This is a genomic window from Micromonospora sp. C95 (assembly GCF_018070465.1).
Lineage (GTDB): Bacteria > Actinomycetota > Actinomycetes > Mycobacteriales > Micromonosporaceae > Micromonospora.
In genome coordinates this window covers 168,619-192,179 of the sequence record NZ_JAGPXT010000004.1, presented here as the reverse complement: position 1 = coordinate 192,179, position 23,561 = coordinate 168,619, and the positions used below count along the sequence as shown (strand labels likewise).

The 23,561-nt window shown below is 72.1% G+C and carries 21 protein-coding genes; 10 read left to right on the top strand and 11 right to left on the bottom strand.

The features are described 5' to 3' along the window. Positions 1-204 precede the first annotated feature (204 nt). Positions 205-741, top strand: coding sequence for a hypothetical protein (locus KBX00_RS07120; RefSeq protein ID WP_210824465.1), 537 nt, complete (start codon positions 205-207; stop codon positions 739-741). Positions 742-891: 150 nt separating this feature from the next. On the opposite strand, the gene KBX00_RS07115 is transcribed toward KBX00_RS07120, so the two are convergent. Continuing rightward, positions 892-1,932, bottom strand: coding sequence for an App1 family protein (locus tag KBX00_RS07115; RefSeq protein WP_210824463.1), 1,041 nt, complete (start codon positions 1,930-1,932; stop codon positions 892-894). Positions 1,933-2,046: 114 nt separating this feature from the next. On the opposite strand from KBX00_RS07115, the gene KBX00_RS07110 reads away from it, so the two are divergent. The 4 genes from KBX00_RS07110 to KBX00_RS07095 all read left to right on the top strand — a co-directional run bounded on the left by KBX00_RS07110 (position 2,047) and on the right by KBX00_RS07095 (position 6,333). Then, positions 2,047-3,666, top strand: a complete 1,620-nt coding sequence (locus tag KBX00_RS07110) for a glycosyltransferase family 39 protein (protein WP_210824461.1) — start codon at positions 2,047-2,049, stop codon at positions 3,664-3,666. Positions 3,667-3,674: 8 nt separating this feature from the next. Continuing rightward, on the top strand, positions 3,675-4,469 hold the full coding sequence (gene yaaA, locus KBX00_RS07105; protein ID WP_210824459.1) for a peroxide stress protein YaaA: 795 nt from the start codon (positions 3,675-3,677) through the stop codon (positions 4,467-4,469). 98 nt (positions 4,470-4,567) lie between these two features. Beyond that, positions 4,568-5,287 carry a hypothetical protein gene (locus KBX00_RS07100; RefSeq protein ID WP_374225260.1) on the top strand — a complete coding sequence of 240 codons (720 nt, stop codon included), beginning with the start codon at positions 4,568-4,570 and terminating at the stop codon, positions 5,285-5,287. Positions 5,288-5,370: 83 nt separating this feature from the next. Further along, entirely contained in the window at positions 5,371-6,333 is a 963-nt protein-coding gene (locus tag KBX00_RS07095; protein WP_374225259.1) for a TAXI family TRAP transporter solute-binding subunit, read from the top strand. A gap of 9 nt (positions 6,334-6,342) precedes the next feature. On the opposite strand, the gene KBX00_RS07090 is transcribed toward KBX00_RS07095, so the two are convergent. The 9 genes from KBX00_RS07090 to KBX00_RS07050 form a co-directional block, all read right to left on the bottom strand. After that, on the bottom strand, positions 6,343-6,594 hold the full coding sequence (locus KBX00_RS07090; RefSeq protein ID WP_210824455.1) for a helix-turn-helix transcriptional regulator: 252 nt from the start codon (positions 6,592-6,594) through the stop codon (positions 6,343-6,345). Positions 6,595-6,609: 15 nt separating this feature from the next. Continuing rightward, a complete protein-coding gene (locus KBX00_RS07085; RefSeq protein ID WP_210824453.1) occupies positions 6,610-7,461 on the bottom strand; it encodes an ABC transporter permease in 852 nt (283 codons plus the stop codon). Next, entirely contained in the window at positions 7,458-8,429 is a 972-nt protein-coding gene (locus KBX00_RS07080; protein ID WP_374225258.1) for an ABC transporter ATP-binding protein, read from the bottom strand. The genes KBX00_RS07085 and KBX00_RS07080 overlap by 4 nt, the downstream gene beginning before the upstream one ends. Before the next feature lie 94 nt (positions 8,430-8,523). Further along, positions 8,524-9,978 (bottom strand): HAMP domain-containing sensor histidine kinase, encoded by a 1,455-nt coding sequence (locus tag KBX00_RS07075; protein WP_210824450.1) that lies wholly within the window; start codon positions 9,976-9,978, stop codon positions 8,524-8,526. Positions 9,979-9,988: 10 nt separating this feature from the next. Beyond that, positions 9,989-10,645 (bottom strand): response regulator transcription factor, encoded by a 657-nt coding sequence (locus KBX00_RS07070; protein WP_210824448.1) that lies wholly within the window; start codon positions 10,643-10,645, stop codon positions 9,989-9,991. A gap of 85 nt (positions 10,646-10,730) precedes the next feature. Next, complete coding sequence (locus tag KBX00_RS07065) at positions 10,731-11,042, bottom strand: hypothetical protein (RefSeq protein ID WP_210824446.1); 312 nt, start codon at positions 11,040-11,042, stop codon at positions 10,731-10,733. 137 nt (positions 11,043-11,179) lie between these two features. Further along, on the bottom strand, positions 11,180-12,937 hold the full coding sequence (locus KBX00_RS07060) for a CDP-glycerol glycerophosphotransferase family protein (protein ID WP_210824444.1): 1,758 nt from the start codon (positions 12,935-12,937) through the stop codon (positions 11,180-11,182). A 101-nt stretch (positions 12,938-13,038) separates the two neighbouring features. Continuing rightward, on the bottom strand, positions 13,039-15,492 hold the full coding sequence (locus KBX00_RS07055) for a DUF6077 domain-containing protein (protein ID WP_301547478.1): 2,454 nt from the start codon (positions 15,490-15,492) through the stop codon (positions 13,039-13,041). 191 nt (positions 15,493-15,683) lie between these two features. Then, positions 15,684-16,283 carry a TetR/AcrR family transcriptional regulator gene (locus KBX00_RS07050; RefSeq protein ID WP_210824766.1) on the bottom strand — a complete coding sequence of 200 codons (600 nt, stop codon included), beginning with the start codon at positions 16,281-16,283 and terminating at the stop codon, positions 15,684-15,686. Positions 16,284-16,502: 219 nt separating this feature from the next. Between KBX00_RS07050 and KBX00_RS07045 the strand changes: the two genes are divergently transcribed. From KBX00_RS07045 to KBX00_RS07030, 4 genes are all read left to right on the top strand, one after another. Further along, a complete protein-coding gene (locus KBX00_RS07045; RefSeq protein WP_210824440.1) occupies positions 16,503-17,399 on the top strand; it encodes an ABC transporter permease in 897 nt (298 codons plus the stop codon). A 7-nt stretch (positions 17,400-17,406) separates the two neighbouring features. Further along, positions 17,407-18,207: an ABC transporter ATP-binding protein gene (locus tag KBX00_RS07040; protein ID WP_210824764.1), complete on the top strand. Its 801-nt coding sequence runs from the start codon at positions 17,407-17,409 to the stop codon at positions 18,205-18,207. Positions 18,208-18,357: 150 nt separating this feature from the next. Then, entirely contained in the window at positions 18,358-19,863 is a 1,506-nt protein-coding gene (locus KBX00_RS07035) for a bifunctional cytidylyltransferase/SDR family oxidoreductase (RefSeq protein ID WP_210824438.1), read from the top strand. A 36-nt stretch (positions 19,864-19,899) separates the two neighbouring features. Then, positions 19,900-21,597, top strand: coding sequence for a CDP-glycerol glycerophosphotransferase family protein (locus tag KBX00_RS07030; RefSeq protein ID WP_210824436.1), 1,698 nt, complete (start codon positions 19,900-19,902; stop codon positions 21,595-21,597). 120 nt (positions 21,598-21,717) lie between these two features. Here the strand turns inward: KBX00_RS07030 and KBX00_RS07025 are convergent, their stop codons facing one another. Beyond that, entirely contained in the window at positions 21,718-22,365 is a 648-nt protein-coding gene (locus tag KBX00_RS07025; protein WP_210824434.1) for a DUF4360 domain-containing protein, read from the bottom strand. A 462-nt stretch (positions 22,366-22,827) separates the two neighbouring features. On the opposite strand from KBX00_RS07025, the gene KBX00_RS07020 reads away from it, so the two are divergent. Continuing rightward, complete coding sequence (locus KBX00_RS07020; RefSeq protein WP_301547477.1) at positions 22,828-23,478, top strand: DUF4360 domain-containing protein; 651 nt, start codon at positions 22,828-22,830, stop codon at positions 23,476-23,478. The last annotated feature ends 83 nt before the right edge of the window (positions 23,479-23,561 follow it).

The following is a 23,561-nucleotide window of genomic DNA, read 5'->3' as shown; positions in this document are numbered from 1 at the left end:
TCAGCTGACCGGAACTTTCCAAGATCTCGACCGGATGTCGCCGCGAAGTCCGATGCCAGCCGGGCAGGTTCATGTTTGGGTGACGTGACGCTTACTTGAAGTAGAACGATCCGCCGCTCCGGCACGTAGATCATCGGACGGTGAACTTCGCCCGCCCCCGCGTCCGTACTCCCGGTTCCAGGTGGACGACGAGGCGGAGGATCGATGGCGAGCAGCAGGGGTACGGCCCGGAACCGTGGCAGCGAACCCTCGCCGGGGCAGCGGAGGATCGCGGGGTTCGCGGCGGTCGGGGTGACCCTGGCGGTGGCCTTCGCGGTGGCGACCGGGACCAGTCAGGCAAGTGAGAACTGCGACGGCCTGGACGCCGCCGTGGGCAGCAACCTGGCGTTCATCGCCGACCAGTTGGTCTTCCCCGACGAGCTGTCGGAGGCCCGGATCGCCAACCGGCAGGCGGTCGTCGACCAGTTGGAGCAGCGGCGCGCGGCGGCCGGCTGCACCGGTGAGGTGGAGGTGCCCGACGCGGACCCGAACGCGGCACTCAACGGTGGCGCGGCGGAGAACTGCGCCGGCCTCGACGGCGCGGTCCGCAACAACCTCGCCTTCATCGACGGCCAGCGCCGCAACCCGGACGCGCAGTCCGAGGCGCGGATCGCCAACCGGCAGGCGGTCATCGACCTGCTCGAAGACCGGCGCACTCTGGCCGGCTGCACCGGCGAGGTCACGCTCACGCCGGGCGGCTGACGCCCGTCGCAGGGGTAGGCGACGCCGTCGCAGGGTAGGTGGGCCGGGCCGGGTGACCGGCTCCGCCCGCCTGCCCACCAGTTTCCCCGCCGGCCCGGCCCGCAGGGGCGAGGGCGCCGAACCCGAGGGCCGCCGAACCCGAGGGCCGGCTCAGACCAGGCCGGCGCCGCGCAGCAGGGTCCACAGGCCGGCGCCGTCGGGGGCGGATAGCCACTTCTGCCCCACCAGCCCCTCGGTGGGGTGGTCGTGCGGGATCGGCAGGCTACCGGCGAGCACCGCCTGGGCGGGCGACAGCCGGCGGATCGCCACCCCGGCCACGTTGTCCGGGTGGGCGGCGACGAACTCGCGGTAGATCTCCTGGTCGTGCTGGCCGTCGTCGCCGACGAGCAGCCAGCGTACGTCCGGGAACTCCTTGGCCAGCCGGGCCAGGGTGGCCCGCTTGTGTTCCCGCCCGCTGCGGAACCAGCGGTCCTGGGTCGGCCCCCAGTCGGTCAACAGCAGCGGCCCGGCGGGGTAGAGGTGCCGGGACAGGAACCGGGTCAACGTCGGAGCGACGTTCCACGCGCCGGTGGACAGGTAGAACACCGGCGCACCGGGGTGGGCGGTGACCAGCCGCTCGTAGAGCACGGCCATGCCGGGCACCGCCGCGCGGGCGTGCTCGTCGAGGACGAAGGTGTTCCACGCGGCGAGCAGCGGCCGGGGCAGCGCGGTCACCATGACCGTGTCGTCGATGTCGGAGATGATGCCGAAGCGCACCTCCGGGTCGAGGATGCGCACCGGCGCCTCGACCGGCTCGGCGTCGGGCATGCTCAGCCGCACCGAACCCCAGCCGGGTGGCAACGTCGCCTCGACCACCGTGTCGATGAAGCCGCTGCGGTCGGCCCGCGCCTCGTGCACCACCCCGCCGGTCTCGATGGTCACCGTCACGTGCTTGGCCGGCAGGGTGGTGAAGCTGCGCCAGCCCCGGACCTTCTCCAGCCGGCCCCGCTGGCGGGTGTCCGGCCGGCCCAGCAGCACCCGGCACATCACCCGCACCCAGCCGGGCCCGCCGTAGCCGGTGTACGCGATGATGTTGGTCCGCCAGCCGGTCCGCCGCAGCCGGCGTTCCACCAGGGCGTGCACGGCGTCCTCGATCCGCGCGGCCCGGTGCAGATTCGGTATGGCCAGCTGGCCTGCGGGAGTGGGTGGCACGCCAGCAACCCTGCCACAGACCAGCCACCTCGGCCACGCGAGCTGAGCCGAACCGCCACGCCCGGCCCCGCCGCCGTGACACACTCCGGTCGGGACGGCGACGGGGGCGAGGTCGTGCCACGAGCAGCGGCGGAACCAGGGCGACAGCGCGGGCGGTGGCGGCTCGACCGGCCGGCGCTCGTCGCGCTGCTGTTCGGGCTGCTCGGCGTCGGTTACCGGCTGGTCCTGGTGCTGACCACCGTGCCGGTCTCCAACAGCGACGAGGCGACCTTCGGACTGGCCGCGCTGCACATCGCGCAGGGCCGCGAGCAGCCGATCTTCCTCTACGGCCAGCGGTACATGGGCACCCTGGAGTCGTACCTGGCCGCGCCGCTGCTCGCGGTGACCGGACCGAGCTGGCCGATGCTGCGGCTGCCGGTGCTCGCGCTCTACGCGCTGTTCCTCTGGCTGATCCACCGGTTGACCCGGCGGATCGGCTCGCCGTGGTTCGCCACCGTGGTCGTCGGGCTGCTCGCCCTCGGCTCCGAGCGGGTCGTCCGAGACCAGGTGACCGCGGTCGGCGGGCGGCCGGAGGTCAAGGTGGCGGTGCTGGCGATGCTGCTGGTCGTGGTGGCGCTGGCCCGCGGCGCGGTACGGCACCGCACGCTGGCCGTGGGCGGCTTCGGGCTGCTCGCCGGGGTGGCGCTCTGGTCGGACTGGCTGATCGTGCCGTACCTGGCGGTGGCCGGGCTGGCGCTGGTGTGGACGCTGCGCCGGGAACTGTTCGGCTGGGCGGGGTTGCTGCTGGTGGTCGGCTTCGCCGTCGGGCTCGCCCCGATGATCCGGGACAACCTGGTGGCCCCACCCGGGCAGGACTCCCTGTCGGTGTTGCGGGGCATCAGCGGCGAGAACGGGCCGGTGCCGCCGTGGTCACAGCGGCTCGGCGGTGGCCTGCTGGAGGGGGTACCGCTGGCCGCCGGGCTCTGCCCGGTCGACGGCTGCGCCCGGTGGCAGGCGTGGTTCGGCCTGCTCTACCCGCTGCTGCTGGTGGTGGCGGCGACGTTCGCCGGGCTGGCGTACCGGCGGGCGAGCGGGCGTGGCGACCGGGTCGGCCCGGTCGTGCACCTCGCGCTGCTCACCGGCGCGGCGCTGACCCTGCTGGCGTACGTGCGCAGCCCGCTGGCGGCGACGGATCCGCTGGGCAACGCCCGCTACCTGTCGGTGCTGCAACTGTCGCTGCCGGCGGTGCTGTGGCCGTTGTGGGTGGCGGCGGTCGCCGCCCGACGGGGCACGGCCGGCGTGGCGGGCCGGGTGGCGGGGGTGGCCGCCACCGCCGTGCTTGGTGCCCTCGCTGCCGGCTCACTCGTGGTGACCGTGCTGTTCGCCACCACCGGCGCGGATCCCGGGCGCGTCGAGGAACGACAGGCCCGACAGTTGGCCGACACGGTGCACGCGGCTGGCCTGCGTGAGGTGTACGGCGAGTACTGGACCTGCAACCGGCTGGTCTTCAACACCGCCGAGGAGGTGATCTGCGCAGTGGTCGAGGGCAGCCTGCACCCGGGGCAGAACCGGTACCCGGCGTACTGGTGGCGGCTGGCCCGGGCACCCCGGCCCGGGTACGTGCTGGCGGCCGACGCCCCGGCGGACCGGCGGCTGCGGGAACTGCTCGGCGACCGGGCCGGCGCGGCGCTGCTCGCGGAGATCGGCGGTTTCCGGGTGTACCACCCGCCGGAGCCGCTGCGCCCCTGGCGTTAGAGTCACCCATGCTCATCCTGCTGCCGCCCTCGGAGGGCAAGGCCGAGGCCGGCTCGGGCCGCCGACTGGACCTGGACCGGCTGTCCCTGCCGGAGCTGAACCCCCGGCGGGAGGAGGTACTGTCGGCGCTCGTCGACCTCAGCGCCGGCGCGCCGGAGGCGGCGCTGACCGCGCTCGGTCTCAGCGCTGGGCAGCACGGTGAACTGCGGCGCAACGCCCGGCTGCGGCTGGCCGCCACCGCGCCCGCCGGCCGGATCTACACCGGCGTACTCTACGAGGCCCTCGACCTGGCCGGCCTGCCGGCGACGGCGCAGCGGGCGGCCGCACGTCAGGTGCTGGTCAGCTCCGGCCTGTGGGGCGCGGTGCGGCTGACCGACCGGATTCCGCCGTACCGGTGCCCGATCGGGGCCCGGCTGCCCGGGGTCGGCGCGTTGCCGGCGCTGTGGCGTCGGGACCTGGGTGCCGCGCTGACCGCGGCGGCCGGTCGCGGCCCGGTGCTGGACCTGCGTTCCGGGGCGTACGCGGCGGCCTGGACACCGCGCGGCGAGTTGGCCGAGCGCACCCTCACCGTGCGGGTGCTGCACGAGAGGGAGGTCGACGGGGTGCCGGTGCGTTCGGTGGTCAGCCACTTCAACAAGGCCACCAAGGGCCGGCTGGTGCGGGATCTGCTGCTCGCCGGTGCCCGGCCACGGTCCGCGGCCGCGCTGGTGACGACGCTGCGGGACCTGAAGTACCAGGTGTACGAGCACGCCACTGCGCCCGGTCGACCGCGTCAGGTCGACGTGCTCGTTTCAGAGCTGTAACCAGGCGCAAGATTTCCTCAAGGCTGGACCGGATCGGTACCACCGGTCGGTGTCCCGGGCCACCGTAAGAGGACCCGACGCGACGAGGAGGCCCTCCGGTGGTTGCCGAACCGATCCTGCTCGACCGGTCCCGCCCGTCGTCGGCCCTGCCGGCCTCCGGCATGCCGTCGTCGGTCCGACCCGCGTCGGCACCGCCCCCGCTGGACTGGACGACCCTGGCCGACGCCTTCGAAACGGCCTGCCTGCTGCGCTGCATGCCGCCGCCGGCGACCCCCGCGAACCGGCAGGCCGGGCAGCAACCCGTCCGGCCAACCACGATCGAATTCAACCGGGAGGAGGCGGCCCGGCGGACCCGGCAACTGCTCGATCGCCTCGACATCCCGGTGCGGCACGAGGTGGCGGTCGGTGGGCTGCGCCGCCGGTACGAGTTGCACCGGCTGCACGTCGAGCGGGACCACCGGCCGACGTACGCGGCGATCGTGGAGAACGGCTGGCGGCGCGGTCGGCGCGAACTGCTCGGCGGCCCGGTGCCGGGTGCCTCGACGGCGCGGCGGTTGTGGCGCACCCGGTTGGCCGCCGCCGCCTGGCGGGCCGCGCTGCTGGCCGGTGGTCGGCATGTCCGGCGGCACATCCTCGGGGTGCGGATCACCGACCGGGAACTCGGCGCGGTGCTGGTGCGCGGCGCCGCCCTGCTGGACGTGCCGGCGCTGCTGCGGCCGAGCACCGGCTGCTTCCTGGTCAGCGTGGCGCACGGTCGGGACCGGGACCGGATCCTGCGGTACGCGGCGGAGGAGGCGGTGCAGCGGCCGGTGGCCTGACCCGGCGGTCGTGCCACGGTCGCACCACGCTGCGCCCGCCCCGGGGTTGCGCCAATTGGGTCCGGCGGCGCACAGTGCTGCCCGTGACCCCTACCCGGTACCCCGCCCGAGCCCGGTGGCGCGGCGCCCGCGTGGCGGTGGCGCTGACCGTGCTGCTGGCTCTGCCCGGCCTCGGCGGCTGCCGCGACGACCCGGGTGAGCCGGTGGTCATCCGGATCGCCACCGGCAGCCCCACCGCCGTCTACCACGCCTTCGGCTCGTCACTGGCGGCCATCCTCAACCGGGAACTGCCGCAGGTGCGGGCGGAGGTGCTGGTCACCGCCGCCTCCGCGGAGAACGTGCAACTGCTCAACGCCGGGCAGGCCGAACTCGGCTTCACCCAGGCCGACGTGCTGCAGGCCGACCCGGGTCCGGACCCGCCGGTGGTGGCGGTGGCCCGGGTCTACGACGACCTGCTGCACCTGGTCACCACCGCCGACAGCCCGGTACGGACCCTGACCGACCTGCGCGGGCGGCGGGTCTCGGTCGGCGCGGCCGGCTCCGGGACCAAGATCACGGTGGACCGGCTGTTGACCGCCGCCGGCCTCGACAGCGCACAGGTGCGGCAGGAACAGCTCGGCCTGGACGATTCGGTGGCCGCGCTGCACGCCGGCCGGATCGACGCCTTCTTCTTCTCCGGCGGGCTGCCGGTGCGCGCGGTCGCCGAGTTCGCCCGGGAGACCCCCACCCGCATCGTCGACCTCGGCGAGTGGACGGCACCGCTGCGGCGCGGCAACCCGGAGGTGTACGTGCCCCGCGACATTCCCCGCTCGGTGTACGACGTCGATCCGGTCACCACCGTGGCCAACCCGAACTACCTGGTGGTGCGGGCCAGCCTGCCGGAGTCGCTGGTACGCGAGGTGACCCGGCTGCTGATGGAACGCCGCTCCGAACTGGCTGCGGCGCACCCGGCGGCCGGCCGGATGAGTCCTCGCTCGGCCATCGCCACCTCACCGTTGCCCCTGCACCCCGGTGCCGTCGACTACTACCGGGCCAGCAAACCCTGACCGGGCCGATCAGGCGGACCGCGCGGCCGGGGGCGCGGCGTCGCCCAGGCGGGGGAACGGTTCGGTGGAGAAGACCACTTCCACCGGCACCTCGAAGTGCCGGGCGATCCGCAGCGCCAGATGCAGGCTCGGGCTGAACTCGCCGCGTTCCAGGTAGCCGATGGTCTGGTAGTGCACGCCAAGCGCTTCGGCCAGCTGACGGCGGGAGATTCCCCGCTCCGCCCGGAGCATGGCGATGCGGTTGTGGACCAGCTCACTCATCTCGACGGTCCATCCTCAGGTCACCCGCTGCATGGCCTTCTCGCGGCGGGCCGCCACGCTCGAACCGGACTCCCGGCGGGCCATCCGGCGCAGCACCACCGGCGCCAGGACCAGCCCGGCGACCGCCCAGCCGCCGAGCACCAGCAGCGTCTCCAGGTGCCGCCACGAGTCGCCGATCTCGACGGCGGCCATCGCCTCGGGCAGCAACGCCGACCGCATGCCGAGACCGAGCCAGTAGATCGGGAAGACCTGCGCGACCGCCTGCAACCAGCCGGGCATGGCGGTGATCGGGTAGAAGATGCCGGACGTCGCGATGAGTCCCATCATCGGCAGCATGATCAGCCCCATGTTCCGGGGGTTGGACAGCAGCGAGCCGAAGACCGCACCGACCGGCATGGTCGCCACCATGCCGACAAGCATCACCCCGGCCAGGGTCAGCCAGGCCGTGGCGCTGTCGAGTGCGAGCGCGTCGAAGAGGAACAGGCCCGGCACGAGCAGCAGGACGACGCTGACCAGCGTCATCCCGGACACCAGGGTGATCTTGCTGATGAGATAACCGAACATCCCGTTCGGGGTGGCCTTGGCGCGTAGCAGGGTGCCGTCCTCCCGCTCCACGGTGAGGATCGACGCCGTGGTGACCAGTCCGCCGAACGCCACGGTCATGCCGAGCGTGCTGGGCAGGGTCTGCGCACCGAGTGAGAACTCGGTGCCCGGCACCTTGGCCCCCCGCAGGAAGAACATCACCACCAGCAGGACGACCGTCGGGAAGAGGTAACCCCAGAGGGTCTCCGCGTTGGTGAAGCTCTGCCGTAGCTCGATGCGGCCCCGGGACAGACCGGCCCGGGCGGCCACGACCATCGGGCTCATCGCGCCACCTCCTCGAACGCGCGGGTCACGCCGTCGGCGCGGCCGGACTCGTGATCGCGTACCAACGTCATGTAGGTGTCCTCCAGGCTGGCCCGGCGCACCTCCAGGTCGGCGACGTCCTCGCCGTGCTGGGCGAACAGCTCCCGGACGAAGCCGGTCGCGTCGCCGGTCGAGTGCACGAACCGTGTTCCGCCCCGGCTCCAGCGCACCTCGGCGTCGGCGGAGATGCGGCGGGACAACTCGTCGGCGGACCCGCTGGCGATGATCCGGCCGCCGGCCAGGATGAGGATCCGGTCGGCCAGCTTCTCCGCCTCGTCCAGGTCGTGGGTGGTGAGCAGGATTGTGGTGTCGTCGATGTCGGTGAGCCGGTGCACCAGGTCGTGGAACTCGCGGCGGGCGGCCGGGTCGAACCCGGCGGTCGGCTCGTCGAGGAAGAGCACCTCCGGCCGGCCGACGATGCCGATGGCCACGTCCACCCGGCGGCGTTGGCCGCCGGAGAGCTGACCGACCTTCTTGTCCGCGTGCTCGGTCAGCCCGACCACCTGGATCAGCTCGTCGACGTCCCACGGGCGGCTGGTCCGCTCGGTCGAGTAGGGCGCGTAGTAGGAGCCGAGGTGGGCCAGCAGCTCCCGCACCCGCCATCGGCCGTGGTCGCGCCAGGACTGGAGCACCACACCGAGCCGGGACCGCCACCGCTCGTCGCCGCGCGCCGGGTCGGTCCCCAGCACCTCGACCCGGCCGCCGGAACGCATCCGGAAGCCCTCCAGGATCTCGATGGTGGTGGTCTTGCCGGCACCGTTCGGGCCCAGCAGGGCCAGCACCTCGCCGCGCCGCGCGCGGAACGACACGCCGGTGAGCACATCGGTCGAGCCGTACCGCATCCGCAGGTCGTGCACGTCCAGGGTGGTGCCCCGGTCGGTCGACGACCCGGTGCTGGTCGGGGTTTCCGCCCCGGCGCTGACAACCATGGACCACCACCTCCATATGATCTGTGCGCTGAAAGATAGCACTCATACTACGGATCAGAGCAAACCTCGGCCGTCCCCGGCGGGCGAGCCCTGCTCAGGCCACTGCTGGCGCGGACGACGCCGGGTCGCTGGCTGCCAGCGGGCCGGCCGCGGGATCCGGGCCGGTGGGTTCGGCCGGCTCCGCCGGCTGCGGGAACCACAGCGCGGCGACCAGGCCACGCGGCGAGTTCGGGTGCATGGTGAGCCGGCCGTCGGAGGCGTCGACGAGCACGGCGGCGATGGTCAGCCCCAGCCCGGCACCGTCGACGTTCTGCACCTCCGGTGCCCGCCAGAACCGTTCGGTGGCCCGGCCGAGCTGGCTGCGGGTCATCCCCGGGCCGGTGTCGCGTACCTCCAGGATGGTCCCACCGTCGCGGGCCGCGACGGTCACCGTCACCTCGCCGCCCGCGCCGCTGAACTTCACCGCGTTGTCGATCAGAGCGTCGAGAGCCTGGTCGATGGCGGTCGGCACGGTACGGGCGTACACCGGGCCGGAATCGGCCGCCAGCCGCAGGGTGACCGACCGGTGGCGGGCCAGCGGCTCCCAGGCCGCGACCCGGGACTCCGCCGCGGCCGTCGCGTCGACGGTGATCCGCTGGTTCTCGCGCCGTTCGGCGCGGGCGAGGGTGAGCAACGCGTCGAGCAGCAGTGCGAGCCGGTCGGTCTCCTCCAACGCCAGCCGATGCTCGGCGCGGCCCCGCTCGTCGCTGACGCTCGGCCCCAGCTCCTCCACCCGCAGCCGCAGCGCGGTCAACGGATTGCGGAGCTGGTGGCTGGCGTGCGCGACGAACGCCCGCTGCCGGTCCATCACGTCGGAGACGACGTCGGCCATGTGGTTGAAGCTCCTCGCGAGGCGGCGCAGCTCCGGCGGCCCCAACCGGTGCTGCACCCGGGCACCGCGATCACCCTCGGCGATCTCGTGGGTGACCGCGTCCAGCTCGGTGACCGGACGCAGCACCCAGCCGGCCAGCCCGAACGCGGTGAGCACGCAGGCCAGCACGGCCAGCAGACCCAGCGCGGCGACGAGCGTCCACCAGGTGGCGACGGTACGCCGGACCCCGTCGGCCGGGGTGGCGGTGACCACCGCACCGAGCACCTCGCCGCCGTCGTTGATCGGCACCGCCACCACGATCGGCCCGTCGACCCACGGCCAGACCGAGTCGGGTCCGCTGGCCTGTTGCCCGGACAACGCGACGTCGAGTGCCTCGCCGGTGCCCGGGGCCGGTCGCCAGCTCGCCGAGGCCACCACCTCCCGCCGATCCCGGTCCACCACCGCCGCGCCGATGCCGTACAGCTCGTCGTAGCTGCCCAGCTCGTGGTCGAGCGGACCGGGTGTGCCGTCACGCAACGCCGGCCCGGCCAGCGAGGCGAAGCGGGTGGCGTCGGCGAGCCGGTCGGCCCGTACCCGGTCGGTCTCCCGGGTGGTGAGCGTCACCGCCAGCGGCGTGCCCAGCGCCACCACCACCAGCACCATCAGCAGCAGATAGCTGATCACCAGCCGCCGTCGCACCCCGGGCTCCTCACTCGCCCCGGAGCCGGTAACCGACGCCGCGGACGGTCTCCACCAGACGCGGGTCGCCGAGCTTGCCGCGCAGCGAACCGACGTGCACCTCGACGGTGTGCCGATCGGTGAAGGTGGTGCCCCAGGCGTCGAGCAGGATCCGGTCGCGGGGCACCGCGACGCCGGGTTGCCGGGCCAGGGAGAGCAGGACGTCGAACTCCTTGCGGGTCAGCGACACCGGTCGCCCGGCCACCGCGACGGTGCGGGCCGCCACGTCGATGTAGACCGGCCCGACCTCGATCAGGTTGCGCTCCGGTGCCGCGTGTGCGGCCCGCCGCAGCACCGCCTCGATGCGGGCCTGGAGTTCCACCATCGAGAAGGGCTTGACCACGTAGTCGTCCGCGCCGAGCCGCAGGCCGAGCACCCGGTCCCGCTCCTCACCACGGGCGGTCACCGCGATGATGCCGAGCTGGTTGCTGCGCCGCCGCAACTGCCGGCACAGGTCGGTGCCGTCGCCGTCGGGCAGGGTGAGGTCGAGCAGCACCAGGTCGCAGGGGGCGGCGGAGAGCGCGGCGGCGACCGTGGCGGCGTGCTCCACCTCGTAGCCGCGTCGGGTCAGGGCCGACGACAGTGCGGCAGCCACCCGTCGGTCGTCCTCGACCAGCAGGATGCGCACCCGGCCTCCCCGTTCGGTCTGCTAACCCGCACTAGATGGTGGCAGACGAGCGGCCGGGTGGACAGGCCCGGGCTCCGGGGGCGGTTCAGAGGCCGAAGGTCTCGTCGGAGGTGCCGTCGCGTACCCCGTCCACGAAGCCCTTGAATCCGGGGTCCTCATGGCTGGCCGGCACGGTGGCGACGACCTCGCCGGTGGCCTCGGTGACCGCGTCGACAAGCGGCGCGAAGTCGGTCTCGGCGTCGGCGAGGGTGTCGTCGTCGGCCTCCGCCAGATTGATCACGTGCTGGACGTCCTCCGACGGAGTGTCGGGGTCGTCGGCCCAGTCGGCACCGGCGCGGTAGCACTCGTCGTAGAGCGCGCGCTGGCTGTCGGTCCAGTCCTCGTGGTAGCTCTCCATGCCCATCCCCTCGCCGGCGGCTGCCCTTCGAGCATGCCCGTCGGGCCGGCGGACCGGGCCGGTACCGGACAAAACCGGGTCGACGACGACGTGCCCGGGACGAGGGTCTCGTCACGGCCACGTCGAGCGTGTCCGGGTCAGCGGCAGAGCCGGCCGATCTCCTCGGCGAACCGGTCCATCGGGTTGGCGTCGGCCGGGCCGAGCAGGTAGGTCTTCAGCTCCCGGCGGGCCTCGGTCATCGGGTCGTCGCCGGCCCGGGTCACCGCCACGATCTTCTCCAGTTCCCCGCAGTCGGCGGCCAGCAGGTACGCCGCCCGGGAGGTCGGGAAGGACCGCCGGAACTCGTCCTCGAGCAGCCCGGCGGGGTTGGCCACCACGTACGGCCGCTGGCTCTGCACGAAGTCGGACACCACGCTGGACACGTCGCTGACCAGCAGGTCGGTCTGGTTGAAGCAGTCGAACAGCGCGGGCACCCGCCCGGTGACGACCCGGTGCGCCGGTCCGTCCAGCGTCGTCGCGTCGACCTCCCCACCGGCGCTGCGGATGCGCTGCACGATCCGCTCGTGTGCCGCTCGGGCCCGCCCGGAACGACTGCCGGTGAGCGGATGCGGCTTGTAGATCAGCCGGACCTCCGGCCGGATCGCCAGCAACCCGGCGACGATCCGTTCGCCCATCAGCAGGACCGAGCTGTGATAGGGATCGTCGGCCAGCCAGCCCTCCCAGGTGGGCGCGTAGAGCACGGTGAAGGGACGGTCGGTGGGCCGCTGACCGAGGGCGCGCACGCCGGCCAGTTGTGGCCGGCCTATCTCCACCACGTGCTCGTCGCGCACGCCTGTCCTGGCGCGGGCGAGCCGCTCCCGGCCGGCCGGGCCGGCCACCCAGACCTCGTCGTAGACCTTGCAGAACGGGTTGACGCTGGCCGCCTTGTCGCTGTCGCCGTGCCCGACGAACACGTGGCGCACGCCGGGCTCCCGCAGCATGTGGATGTTCTCCCCGGCGTTGGCGGGATACAGCGCCACCCGCACGCTGGCCTTGCCGAGGTTCATGAAATCCGCACCGGGCGGGACGCAGACCACCGGCAGCCGCGTCTCGGCCAACTCGGCCAGAGCCTCCGGGTTGCGCAGGAACACCACCGTCCGCCGGCCCAGCGCCTCGATCGGCGCGAGCCACATGTTCGCCTGGTAGATGTCCTTGCCCGGACCGGCGAAGTACAGCGCGACCTCCGGGCGGTGGCTGTCGAGCCACCGCTGCACCGCCGACAGCCGGGGGCTGTGTCCGGTGCCCCTGCCCCGCAGCCAGGTCCACGCGACGATGCCGCCGAGCACTCCGGCCAGCCCGACGGCGATCCCGCCGGCCACGAGGAGAGGCGCCGCAGTACCGGCGACCGCCGCGGCCACCGCCGCCGGCACGAGCAGCACGTTCACCCAGGGCAGCCGGTCGCCGGCGAGAGCGGCAGCCCACCGTGGCAGTCCCGGCCCGGCGCCGAGCCGACCCAAATCGATGTTGCGCACCATCGATCCGCCGGGGTTGCGCCGGTCGATGATCCGGTGGAACGCTCCGGCGAAGACGGCGATCAGCCACACCGTGGCGGGCAGCAGGAGCAGCAGGGTGAGTTCGCCGCCGGCCGGCCGCACCTCGGCGACGGTCAGGAGCACGACCGCCACGTCGCGGCCCAACTGCCGGTAGCCGAGGCCGAGACCGGCCTTCTCCATCAGCGTCGCGGTGGCCGGTGACCATCGCTGCACCGCGAACTCGCCGAGCACGGCCGCCAAGGCGGCGACCGCGAACCCGGCGACCCAGCCGAGCGCGCCGGTGGTGAGCAGGAGCAGGTACGCCCCCACCAGCAGGGCCCCGCGCGCGGCCACACCGACGCGCCCAGTCAACGTGCCGAACACGGGACAGCTCCCTAGCGAAATCGACGGCCGGTGGCCGCTCGGCTCCAGCGCAGCTGCGACCTTAACGCGGGACATCGACGCGGTGACGTCCGGGTGCCGGTCTACTCGCGACGCAGACAGGTGACCGCGTTGGGGTGGACGGGAGGGTCGGCCGGGCGCTCGGCGAACCGGGTGTAGCCGAACCGCTCTCCGGTTCGCTGGGCGAAACGGTTCTGGCTGTAGACGCAGATCGTGCCCACGTCCAGTCGCTCCAACGCGGCCACGACGTCGTCCCGGGCGGGCCGCTCGGCGGCCGGACCGCCGTTGGCGAACCGGGTCAGCAGCAGTCGGTCCTGCGAGAACTGCGAGTTGATGTCGTACTCGACGAGGAAGAACTCGCGGGGCAGGACCACCCGCGCCTCGGTGGTCATCAGCGGAATGGTCCGCATGATGCTCGCCGGTGCGAGCACCAGACCGTCCGGCCGGTCGAGGTCGACGATGAACTGTGCGATGGCCTGCCGTTTCGTCCGGATCTTCCAGGTGGGCTCGTCGTGCACCAGCACCGCGCTGCGCTCGTCCCACATCGGCACCGCGTAGATCGCGAACGAGGTCACCATCGCCCCGGCCAGCACCACACCGACCAGCGCCCGCACGGTACGCAGGCGGGTCGGCAGCCAGACGGTGCACAACAGGCCGATCAGCACCGGTAGGGCGAGCAGCCACGACACCCGCCACAGCACGACCGAGATGCCGGTGACCGCGCTGAGCCATTCCAGGACCCCGGGTACCAGCAGCACGCTCAGCGTGAGCGCGCCGCCGGCCGCCAGCAGTCCCGGGGTGCGACGGCGGGCCAGCAGGGGCCCGCACCACAGCGCGAGGCCGCCGATCACCCCGACGATGCCGATCTCGAACGTCCGCCGGTAGGTGTGCGCGGCGTCGTAGAAGTTGACGTCCGCGGCGGCCTCGTTCGCCGAGCCGAGGATCAGCTGGGTGATCACCACCGCCCCGACCGGGTACGCCAACGCGGCCACACCGGCGGCCAGCGCCGACTTCCAACGGCCCACCAGCAGCATCATCAGGGCCGCCCCGCCCACCAGCAACGGCAGGATGATCGCGGCCGTGGTGGTGAGCCCGGTCGCGGCGATGGACAACGCGACTATCAGCACCAACCCGCGCCGGGAGCGGTCGTCGAACCATCGGGTCAGGTAGAGCCACATCAACGGCACGACCGCGGAGACGAACATGCCCTTGCCCTGGTAGAGCCGGGGCAGATGGAAGGTGCCCAGGGCGGCGTCCGGGCCGCAGACCAGGGCGAGGAAGGCGATGGCCACGGTGAAGGCGAGCACCGGGCGTCGAGGCGCCCAGCGCTGCACCAGCCGCCACAGGGCCAGCACGGCGAGCACGGCCATGATCGGCAGCAGCACGTACCAGGTCGCCGAGGCGGCCGGCAGGCCGAAGAAACGGGCGAGCGCGCCGGCCAGCACCTCGATGCTGGCGATCGGTGGCTGGGACGCCATCGCCGGCAGGACGTTCTCGCTGAACAGGAAGTCGTTGAGCGGAACGTTGTCCCGCTCCGCGACCCACACCGAACGCCCCACGTAGTAGATGTCGTCCGGGGTACTACGGGCCAGGTAGAGCGAGGCGACGGCGGCCCCGCCGGCGATCAACAGCGCGTACGCCGACTGCCAGGCCGTCGGCGCGGGTGCGGGGGGCCTGGTTGCCGGGGTGGTCCGCCACGTCCGCCAGGTCAGCAGCACCGCGCCGACGGCCGCCACGGCTCCCGCGGAGGCCGGCACCCACCAGGACAGGCCGGCGCCGGCCGGCGTGCCCGCGACCCCGGCGGCGATCGCCGCCCCGGTGCCGACCAGCAGGACCAGCGCGGTCAACCAGCGCTGCGCGACAGGCATTCGGCCGGCACGGCCCGCCTCGTGCGCGAGCGCCGGGGCATCAGCCGCCGCGCCCTCCCCCCGGGCCTCTACAGCGGCGGCCGCCCGGTCCTTTCCCCTTCCCGACGCCGGGACGGCGTCGGGGTCCGCCAGGGCGGCCTCGCGGTCCGCCGGGAGACCCTCGCGGTCGGTCGGGACGGCGTCGGGGTCCACCGCCGGTGTGTCGTCGGAGAGGGCTGTCGTGACGTCGGTCTCCCGGTGCGTCGCCGCGCCGTTCGCGCCGGAGCCGACGTCGATGTCTCCGTCCGGCATGCCTCCGTCCAGCGTGCCGGCGGCAGCGGGAGCGCCGTCGGCCGGGCCGGGCGACCGGGCGGCGCGGTGGCGTCGACGCCACCGCAGGGCGAACCGGACCAGGACGGCGAGCAGGGCCAGCGCCGGCCCGGCCACCAGCCAGATCCGCAGCGTCAGGGACGGGGCGAGCCCCAACGGCAGCGCGGCGTGGTAGAGCAGCGTCCAGAGCGCGAAGGCCAGCACGGCACCGTCGGTCAGGACGGCGGGTATCGCGGCGAAGCCCGCCCGGACACGGCCGGCCACCAGCCGCGCCCGGCTGGGGCGGGCGGGTGCGGGGACGGTCGCCTCATCGGCCGGCACCGGCTCGGCAGCGGCGACGGCGACGGTCTGGTCGGTCATCGACACGGGCGTCCTCGTCGTAGTACGGGCGGGTGCGGCTGGGCTGCGCGCTTCGTACGCGCTACGGCACTCCTGCGGCACGATCCACACCGAGAGTAGTAGTCCTGCCGGGGTCACCGAGTCGAGCCGACGCGCGGGGCGACGGCCGGTCCGATCAGCCGTACCCAGGGCGGCCGGCGCTCAACCCGGGCTCAGCCAGGGCCGGACGCCGAGCGTTGCCGTGGCACCGCGTCCTGCGCACCCAGCCCGAGGGCCACCGACTCCACCAGGGCCTCCAGGTAGCTGTCGGTGACGGGGGTACGGGCGATGGCGATCCGCCAGTACAGCGGACCGACGATCAGGTCGACCGCCGTGTCCGGGTCGGTGTCGGCGGGCAGTTCACCGCGCCGCATCCCCCGTTCGATCAGCTCACCGGCGACCTCCTGCTGCCGGGCGCGCAGCACCCGCTGGAGGGTCTCGTCGATGGTCGGGTTGCGGGCCGCCTCGGCCAGCAGGTCGGGGATGATCTGCGCGGCCAGCGGATGCCGCAGCGCGTGCGCCACCACCTGGAACAGCAGGGACAGGTCACCGCGCAGGGTGCCGGTGTCCAGCGCCGGAAGCCTACGGCCGGCGGCGGCGGCCACCACCTCCAGCACGAGATCGAGCTTGGAGTTCCAGCGGCGGTAGATCGCGGTCTTGCTGACCCCGGCGCGGCGGGCCACCGCCTCGATGGAGAGCCGGCCGTACCCGACCGCGGCGAGTTCCTGCGTGAGGGCGCGCCGGATGGCCGTGGTGATCTCCCCACGGAGCACCGCCGCACCGGCTGGTGTGCGTCTCTTCTCGGCCGTCACCTGGGACTCTTCTCGACTGTCACGAGGGACAGCGTAGCGCAACGACGCTACGGTTGCGTCCCGACGCATTTCGGACTACTGTCCAGCCAGTGACCGGGGGCGGCGCTCCTGCACTGACCACGCTAGATTCTCCCGTCGCGAGACAAAACGCCGGCACGACAGATCGGAGCGCCAATCCCCATGGCCAACCTGCTGGCCGACCCCGACTCCGGCCTCACCCCAGCCCAGCTGGCCGCCCGACACGGGCTGCGGGTGGCCGGCGAGCGGCCCTCGCTCGGCGCCTACAGCGGTCAACTGTGGCGCTACCGGCACTTCATCTCCGCGTACTCACACGCCAAGCTCACCGCCTCGTTCAGCAACGCCCGGCTCGGGCAGCTGTGGCAGGTGCTCACCCCGCTGACCAACGCGGCGGTCTATTACCTGATCTTCGGTCTGGTGCTCGAACAGGACCGGGGCATGGACAACTTCATCGCCTACCTGACCACCGGGCTGTTCATCTTCAACTTCACCCAGACCAGCGTGCACCAGGGCACCCAGGCGATCAGCGGCAACCTCGGGCTGATCCGCGCCCTGCACTTTCCCCGGGCCGCCCTGCCGCTGGCCATCACCGCCACCCAGTTCCAGCAACTGCTCGGCTCGATCGTGGTGCTGGTGGCCATCGTGACCGCCACCGGTGAGCCGATCACCCTGATGTGGCTGATGCTGATGCCGGCGGTGCTGTTGCAGACGATCTTCAACGCCGGGTTGACCATGGTGATGGCCCGGCTGGGCGCCAAGGCCACCGACCTCAAGCAGGTCATGCCGTTCGTGCTGCGGGCCTGGATGTACGGCTCCGGGGTGCTCTACAGCGTCAACCTGTTCGCCGAGAACCTGCCGGGCTGGGCGACCGCGGTGGTGCAGTTCAACCCGATGCTCGTCTACATCGAGCTGGCCCGCATCTCCCTGCTGGAGAACACCCACCTGCTCAACGACTCGCTGCCGCTGACCTGGCTGATCGCGCTCGGCTGGGCGGTGGTCGCGGGCCTCGGCGGCTACCTCTACTTCTGGCGCGGCGAACAGGAGTACGGCCGTGGTTAACCTGGAAATGTCGAATGATGTGACGGTGACCCTCCCCCGGATCCAGGAGCGGATCCCCACCGTGGTGGTGGACGACGCGCACGTCGTCTACCGGGTGCACAAGGGCTCCGCCGGAAACACCAGCCCGGTGGCCGCCGTCAAGCGGATGGTCACCCGCACCAAAGCGCCGAACGTACGGGTGGTGCACGCGGTGCGCGGGGTCACCTTCACCGCGTACCGGGGCGAGGCCATCGGGCTGATCGGCACCAACGGCTCCGGCAAGTCGACCCTGCTGCGGGCCATCGCCGGACTGCTGCCGGTGGAGCAGGGTGCGGTCTACACCCAGGGGCAGCCCTCGCTGCTCGGCGTGAACGCCGCCCTGCTCAACGACCTGCCGGGTGAACGCAACGTCACGCTCGGCTGCCTGGCCATGGGCATGTCACCGGCGGAGGTGCGGCGCAAGCTTCCGGAGATCATCGAGTTCTCCGGCATCAATCAGCGGGGTGACTTCGCCTCACTGCCGATGCGCACCTACTCCTCCGGCATGTCGGCCCGGCTGCGCTTCTCCATCGCCGCCGCGAAGCAGCACGACGTGCTGCTCATCGACGAGGCCCTCGCCACCGGAGACAAGGCGTTCCGCAAGCGCAGCGAGCAGCGGGTGCGCGAGTTGCGGGAGAGCGCCGGCACGGTGTTCCTGGTCAGCCACCAGCTCTCGTCCGTACGGGACACCTGCGAACGGACCATCTGGCTGGAGTCCGGCGAAATCCGGATGGACGGCCCGACCGCCGAGGTGCTGACGGCCTACGAGGCATTTACGAACGGCAAGTAGAGTCTGGGTGAACGAGCGGCTTCGTGGGCCGCGTTGTCCCGTTGGGGCGGCGCGGCCCGCGCGTTATGGTTCACTCCGTCGCCGTGTCGGCGGAACCTTCCGTTCATGTACTCCACCACTGTCATGCACCCCCGAGAGCGAGGACCGGCAATGACGCAGGACCAGACCACCGATCCGGGTACGACGCCGGAGGAACGGGCGCCGTGGCGACCCTCACGGACGGTGGCGGTGGTGTTGGCCGGCGGCACCGGCACCCGGCTGGGCCTGGGCATTCCCAAGCAGTTGCTCAAGATCGCCGGTAAGCCGATCATCGAGCACACGCTTTCCGTCTTCGAAGCCGCGCCCGAGATCGACGAGATCATCGTGCTGATGGCCACCGGGCACGTCGCCGAGGCGCAGAAGATCGTCGACAAGGCCGGCTTCCGCAAGGTCACCAAGGTGATCGAGGGTGGCGACACCCGCAACGCCACCACCCGCGTCGCGCTGGACGCGGTCGGCGAGGGTGACTGCAACATTCTCTTCCACGACGCGGTGCGCCCGCTGCTCAGCGGCCGGATCGTCCGGGAGTGCGTGAACGCGCTGTGGACCTACTCGGCCGTCGACGTGGCCATCCCGTCGGCCGACACGATCATCCAGGTCGACGAGAACGAGTGCATCACCGACATTCCCGTGCGGGCCACGCTGCGTCGAGGCCAGACCCCGCAGGCGTTCCGCTCCGGCACCATCCGCGAGGCGTACCGCCGGGCCGAGGGCGACCCCAACTTCGCCGCCACCGACGACTGCGGCGTGGTGCTGCGCTACCTCCCGCAGACCCCGATCAAGGTGATCGACGGCTCGGACGAGAACATCAAGGTCACCCACCCGGTCGACGTGCACCTGGCCGACAAGCTGTTCCAGCTGGCCGCCGCCAAGGTGCCCCGGCTGACCGACCACCGCGCGTACAGCGAGGAGGTCTCCGGCCGCACGATCGTCGTCTTCGGCGGCAGCTACGGCATCGGTCACGACCTCACGGAGCTGGCCCGCCGCTACGGTGCCCAGGTCTTCCCGTTCAGCCGCTCCAGCACCGGCACGCACGTCGAGCGCCCCGAGGACGTCGAGGCCGCGTTGCAGACCGCCTTCGAGGCCACCGGCCGGATCGACCACGTGGTGGTCACCGCCGGAATCCTGGAGAAGGGCGCACTTGCCGAGATGGACCAGGAGACCATCGACCGGGTGCTCCAGGTCAACTTCGTCGGCCCGGTCACCGTCGCCCGGCAGGCCCTGCCCTACCTCCAGCAGACCAAGGGCCAGCTGCTGCTCTACACCTCCAGCTCGTACACCCGGGGGCGGGCCGACTACGCGCTCTACTCGGCCACCAAGGCCGCCCTGGTCAACCTCACGCAGGCGCTGTCGGACGAGTGGGCGGAGTTCGGCGTACGGGTGAACGTCATCAACCCGGAGCGGACCGCCACTCCGATGCGGACGAAGGCCTTCGGCGCGGAGCCTGAGCACACGCTGCTCGCCGCCGAGACCGTCGCCCAGTCGTCGCTGGACGTGCTGATCTCAGATCTCACCGGTCAGGTGATCGACGTTCGCCGACCGCCGGGCGAAGCACCGGTCGCCGTCGCCGTACCCGCACAGACCGACCGGTCTGCCAGCGCCGCTCCCGTCGGCTGACCGCCCGACCCACCCGACCGCGAAGGCGACACCGAGATGCGTGGTGAGCTGGTCCGGAAGTTGGCCGCACGGGGCCTGGCCACCGGTGGGGCGGTCCTGGCGTTCCTGGTGGTCGCGCTCACCGGCGCGACCACCTGGGGGCTCTGCCTGGCCGTGGCGGCACTGGCCGCCACGGTCTGGGAGCGCCGGGTACGACCCGGTGCCGACAACGTCGCGGAAACCACGCTGATCGCGGCCGGGGTGCTTGTCGGCTACGCGCGGCACCTCGACGCCGGCTTCGATCCGGCCCTGGTCACCACTGCCCTGGTGCTGCTGGGCCTGGTGCTGCTCACCGGTCCGCTACGGCAGGCCGGGAACCTGGAGATCCGCGCTGCCAACCTGCCGGTACGCGCCTGGGTGCCGCAGGTCGCGGCGCTTCTCGGTGACGCCGTGGCGGCACTGCTCGCGCTGCTGGCCCTGGCCGCCCTGGCAGGGCTGCCCGCGGCCGTGGCCCTGGCGGCGACGCTGCTGGTGGGCGGCGGCGCCGGGGCGGTCGCCCTCGATCTGGCCCGGCGACGGTTCCGACCGTCACCAGGCGGGTCGGCGGTGGCCCGGGCGCTGCGCCGGCACCAGCCCGAGTTCGTGCTGCACTTCTCCGCCCCGCCGGGCTCGGAGTATCAGGTCACCATGTGGTTGCCGTACCTGGCCCGGATCGGCCGGCCGTTCGTGGTGATGGTGCGGGAGCCGGAGTTCCTGGCCCCCGTCGCGGCGGCCACCACCGCCCCGGTGGTCTACTGCCCCACCACCCGGACCATGGACGAGGTGCTGGTGCCGAGCCTGCGGGTGGCGTTCTACGTGAACCACGGCGCCAAGAACAGCCACTGCATCAGGTTCACGCAGCTCACCCACGTGCAGTTGCATCACGGTGACAGCGACAAGGCGCCCAGCGCCAACCCGGTCTCGGCGATCTTCGACCGAATCTTCGTCGCCGGTGAGGCGGCCATCGAGCGGTACGCCCGCGCCGGGATCGACATCCCCGCCGAGAAGTTCGTGGTCGTCGGCCGCCCTCAGGTCGAGGCGATCGAGGTGCGCTCGCGGCCCGCGCGGGGCCTGCCGAACCCGACGGTGCTCTACACCCCCACCTGGACCGGGCACAACGCCGACGCCGACTACTGCTCGCTGCCCGTGGCGGAGCCGCTGCTGCGACGGCTGCTGGACCGGGGAGCCACGGTCATCCTGCGGGCCCACCCCTACACCGCGCAGAACCCGACCTCGGCCCGGCAACTGGCCCGGCTGCACGACCTGCTCGCCGCCGACCGGGCCCGCACCGGTCGGGCGCACGTCTACGGTGCCGTCGCGAGCCGGCTCACGCTCCCCGACTGTGTCAACCGCGCGGACGCGCTGGTCTCCGACGTGTCCGGGGTGATCTCAGACTGGCTCTACTCGGGCAAGCCGTACGTGGTGACCGACATGGGCACCGACGGCGACCGGTTCGTCGAGCGTTTCCCGCTGGCCGCCGCCGGCTACGTGCTGCGTCGGGACATGGCCGACCTGGACGACGTGCTGACCCGACTGCTCGACACCGACCCGCTCGTGGAGGCCCGCTGGGCCACCCGCCGCCGATACCTCGGCGACTTCCCCGCCGACTCGTACGCCGAGGTCTTCCTGGCCGCCGCTCGACGCGAACTGGACCCGGCCTGGACCGCACCGGCACAACGCACCGCGGTCGCCGCGCCCTCCACCTCCGCCACCTGAGCGCACGGGCGGCAGGATCCACCGGGGTGATCCGGTGCGGCACGGTCCGCACACCCCGGGTGCCCGGTGAGGGTGGCCGGCATCGCCGACCACCCTCCTGAGGCGTAGGCCGGGGTCAGGTCACGGGCAGGGCTGCCAGGCGAGGTGGTACATCGTCTGGATGCTGCCGTCGGTCGAGTCCATCGTGAGGAAGTTCGTGTCCGTGGACCTGCCCCGGCTCAGGCGCAGCTCGGTGTTGATGTTCAGGTTGCGCAGCTCGCCGCAGGGGTGCCAGACCACGGAGGCGATCGGCACCTCGTCGGTCACCATCCAGTTGTCGTCGAGCGGGGCGGGGATCGGGTGGTTACTGAAGGTGCTCTGCGTCATGCCCTGGAAGTAGTAGTTCGCCCGCGCCGAGGCGACGGCGCCCGGGTTGAGCAGCCCGTACCCGCGGTAGTCCACCTTGACGACCGCGAAGGTGTAGCCGGCCGGGGCGTGCACCAGCACGTTGAGCTGGCAGTTCCGACGCCCGTCGGTGACCGGGATGCCCGGGCCCGCCTGGACCAGGTAGTCGCTGTAGATGGTGGTGAAGGCGGTGTTGTCCGGGGAGACCGCGACGTCGGCGGTGCCCGGTCGGCAGCCGGAGCCGGCCATCGCGACCAGGTCGATCACGACCTTGTCGGTGGGCGGATCATCCATGACTCCCTTGGCGGACGCCGGGGCCCCCACGGTCAACGACGAAGCGAGTAGCGCAAGCACCACGCCGCCCCGCGTCAGCAGTTTACGCATGAATCCTCCTCCGGTACAGGAAACGACGCCAGATGCGGAACAAGCTACGTACAGACATAGATGACTGTCAACGTAATCTCTATTCTTTGATGACGAACTACAAACCGAATCTTATTCGTCTAAGTGCGGCGGCATTGCGTCGTCCCACAGGGTGAAGATCGCCGGAAGCTTCGGCTCGCCAGAACGTTCGATCGGGCTCATACCCGTTACGCAGCAACAGTTATAGAGGTTGATCTCCACTTCCGGCAAATACGATCTAGTGTCCGCACGCAATCGATCACATAGACGTACGCTGATGCTTGCGAGGCTCGTTCCGCGTCGCTAGCATCCTCTCGCAGAACGCCACCTGAGTACCCCCACCATCGCTCACCACCGGGTCGGTAGGCGAGAAGTCTCACGGCCGTTCGGCGAAGAAACACGCGTTGAATTGTGTGAACATCAACTGCATCCGAGAGGAACGCAATGACAAAGAACCTCGTCGGCGCGAGAACCGCGATCTTCGCCGTACTCGGCACGGTTCTCGCGCTGTCCCTGTCCACACCGGCTTACGCCGCCCCGGCCAGTCCCATGGCTACGCCCGACAGCGAGATCACCGTCGAGGTGGTGGCGGCCAACGGCTCCGGTTGCTCGCCCGGCACCGCCCGCGTGGTGGCCCATCCCGACAACACCGGCTTCCGGATCCGGTACTACGACTTCGTCGCGACCGCCGGCCGGGGCGTCGAGGTCACCGACAGCCGGAAGAACTGCCAGCTCGGCGTACTCGTCAACGTGCCGGCCGGCTGGACCATCGCCGTCGCCGCCGCCGACTACCGGGGCCGGGCCCGGATCCCCACCGGCGCGACCGGTCGCCAGCGGACGAGCTACTACTGGCAGGGCTCGTCCGAGACCAGCCGCACCGACGCGACCTTCACCGGCCCCTACAACGGCTTCTGGGGCACCTCGGACGTCGCCCCCGTGCTGGTCTACACGCCCTGCGGACAACAGCGGGTGCTCAACGTCAACACCGAGTTGAGAGTGGACCCGGGCACCGCCGGATCGAGCGTCAGCATGTCCATGACGACGACCGAGGGTGACGTCGACACCCTGTTCAACCTCAGGTGGGAACGGTGCTGATCCCCTGATCCGGCAGAGTCACCACGCCGAGCCACCCGGCGGCGGGCACGGGCGAACGACCCGCCCCGCGCCCGCCGCTCTGG

Excerpts from the sequence above, each read along its gene's own strand:
- KBX00_RS07085 (WP_210824453.1), bottom strand. The coding sequence starts at position 7,461 with ATGAGCCCGATGGTCGTGGCCGCCCGGGCCGGTCTGTCCCGGGGCCGC.
- KBX00_RS07040 (WP_210824764.1), top strand. The coding sequence starts at position 17,407 with ATGTCGAATGATGTGACGGTGACCCTCCCCCGGATCCAGGAGCGGATC.
- KBX00_RS07025 (WP_210824434.1), bottom strand. The coding sequence starts at position 22,365 with ATGCGTAAACTGCTGACGCGGGGCGGCGTGGTGCTTGCGCTACTCGCT.
- KBX00_RS07065 (WP_210824446.1), bottom strand. The coding sequence starts at position 11,042 with ATGGAGAGCTACCACGAGGACTGGACCGACAGCCAGCGCGCGCTCTAC.
- KBX00_RS07045 (WP_210824440.1), top strand. The coding sequence starts at position 16,503 with ATGGCCAACCTGCTGGCCGACCCCGACTCCGGCCTCACCCCAGCCCAG.
- KBX00_RS07035 (WP_210824438.1), top strand. The coding sequence starts at position 18,358 with ATGACGCAGGACCAGACCACCGATCCGGGTACGACGCCGGAGGAACGG.
- KBX00_RS07120 (WP_210824465.1), top strand. The coding sequence starts at position 205 with ATGGCGAGCAGCAGGGGTACGGCCCGGAACCGTGGCAGCGAACCCTCG.
- KBX00_RS07020 (WP_301547477.1), top strand. The coding sequence starts at position 22,828 with ATGACAAAGAACCTCGTCGGCGCGAGAACCGCGATCTTCGCCGTACTC.
- yaaA (WP_210824459.1), top strand. The coding sequence starts at position 3,675 with ATGCTCATCCTGCTGCCGCCCTCGGAGGGCAAGGCCGAGGCCGGCTCG.
- KBX00_RS07055 (WP_301547478.1), bottom strand. The coding sequence starts at position 15,492 with ATGACCGACCAGACCGTCGCCGTCGCCGCTGCCGAGCCGGTGCCGGCC.
- KBX00_RS07090 (WP_210824455.1), bottom strand. The coding sequence starts at position 6,594 with ATGAGTGAGCTGGTCCACAACCGCATCGCCATGCTCCGGGCGGAGCGG.
- KBX00_RS07030 (WP_210824436.1), top strand. The coding sequence starts at position 19,900 with ATGCGTGGTGAGCTGGTCCGGAAGTTGGCCGCACGGGGCCTGGCCACC.
- KBX00_RS07080 (WP_374225258.1), bottom strand. The coding sequence starts at position 8,429 with ATGGTTGTCAGCGCCGGGGCGGAAACCCCGACCAGCACCGGGTCGTCG.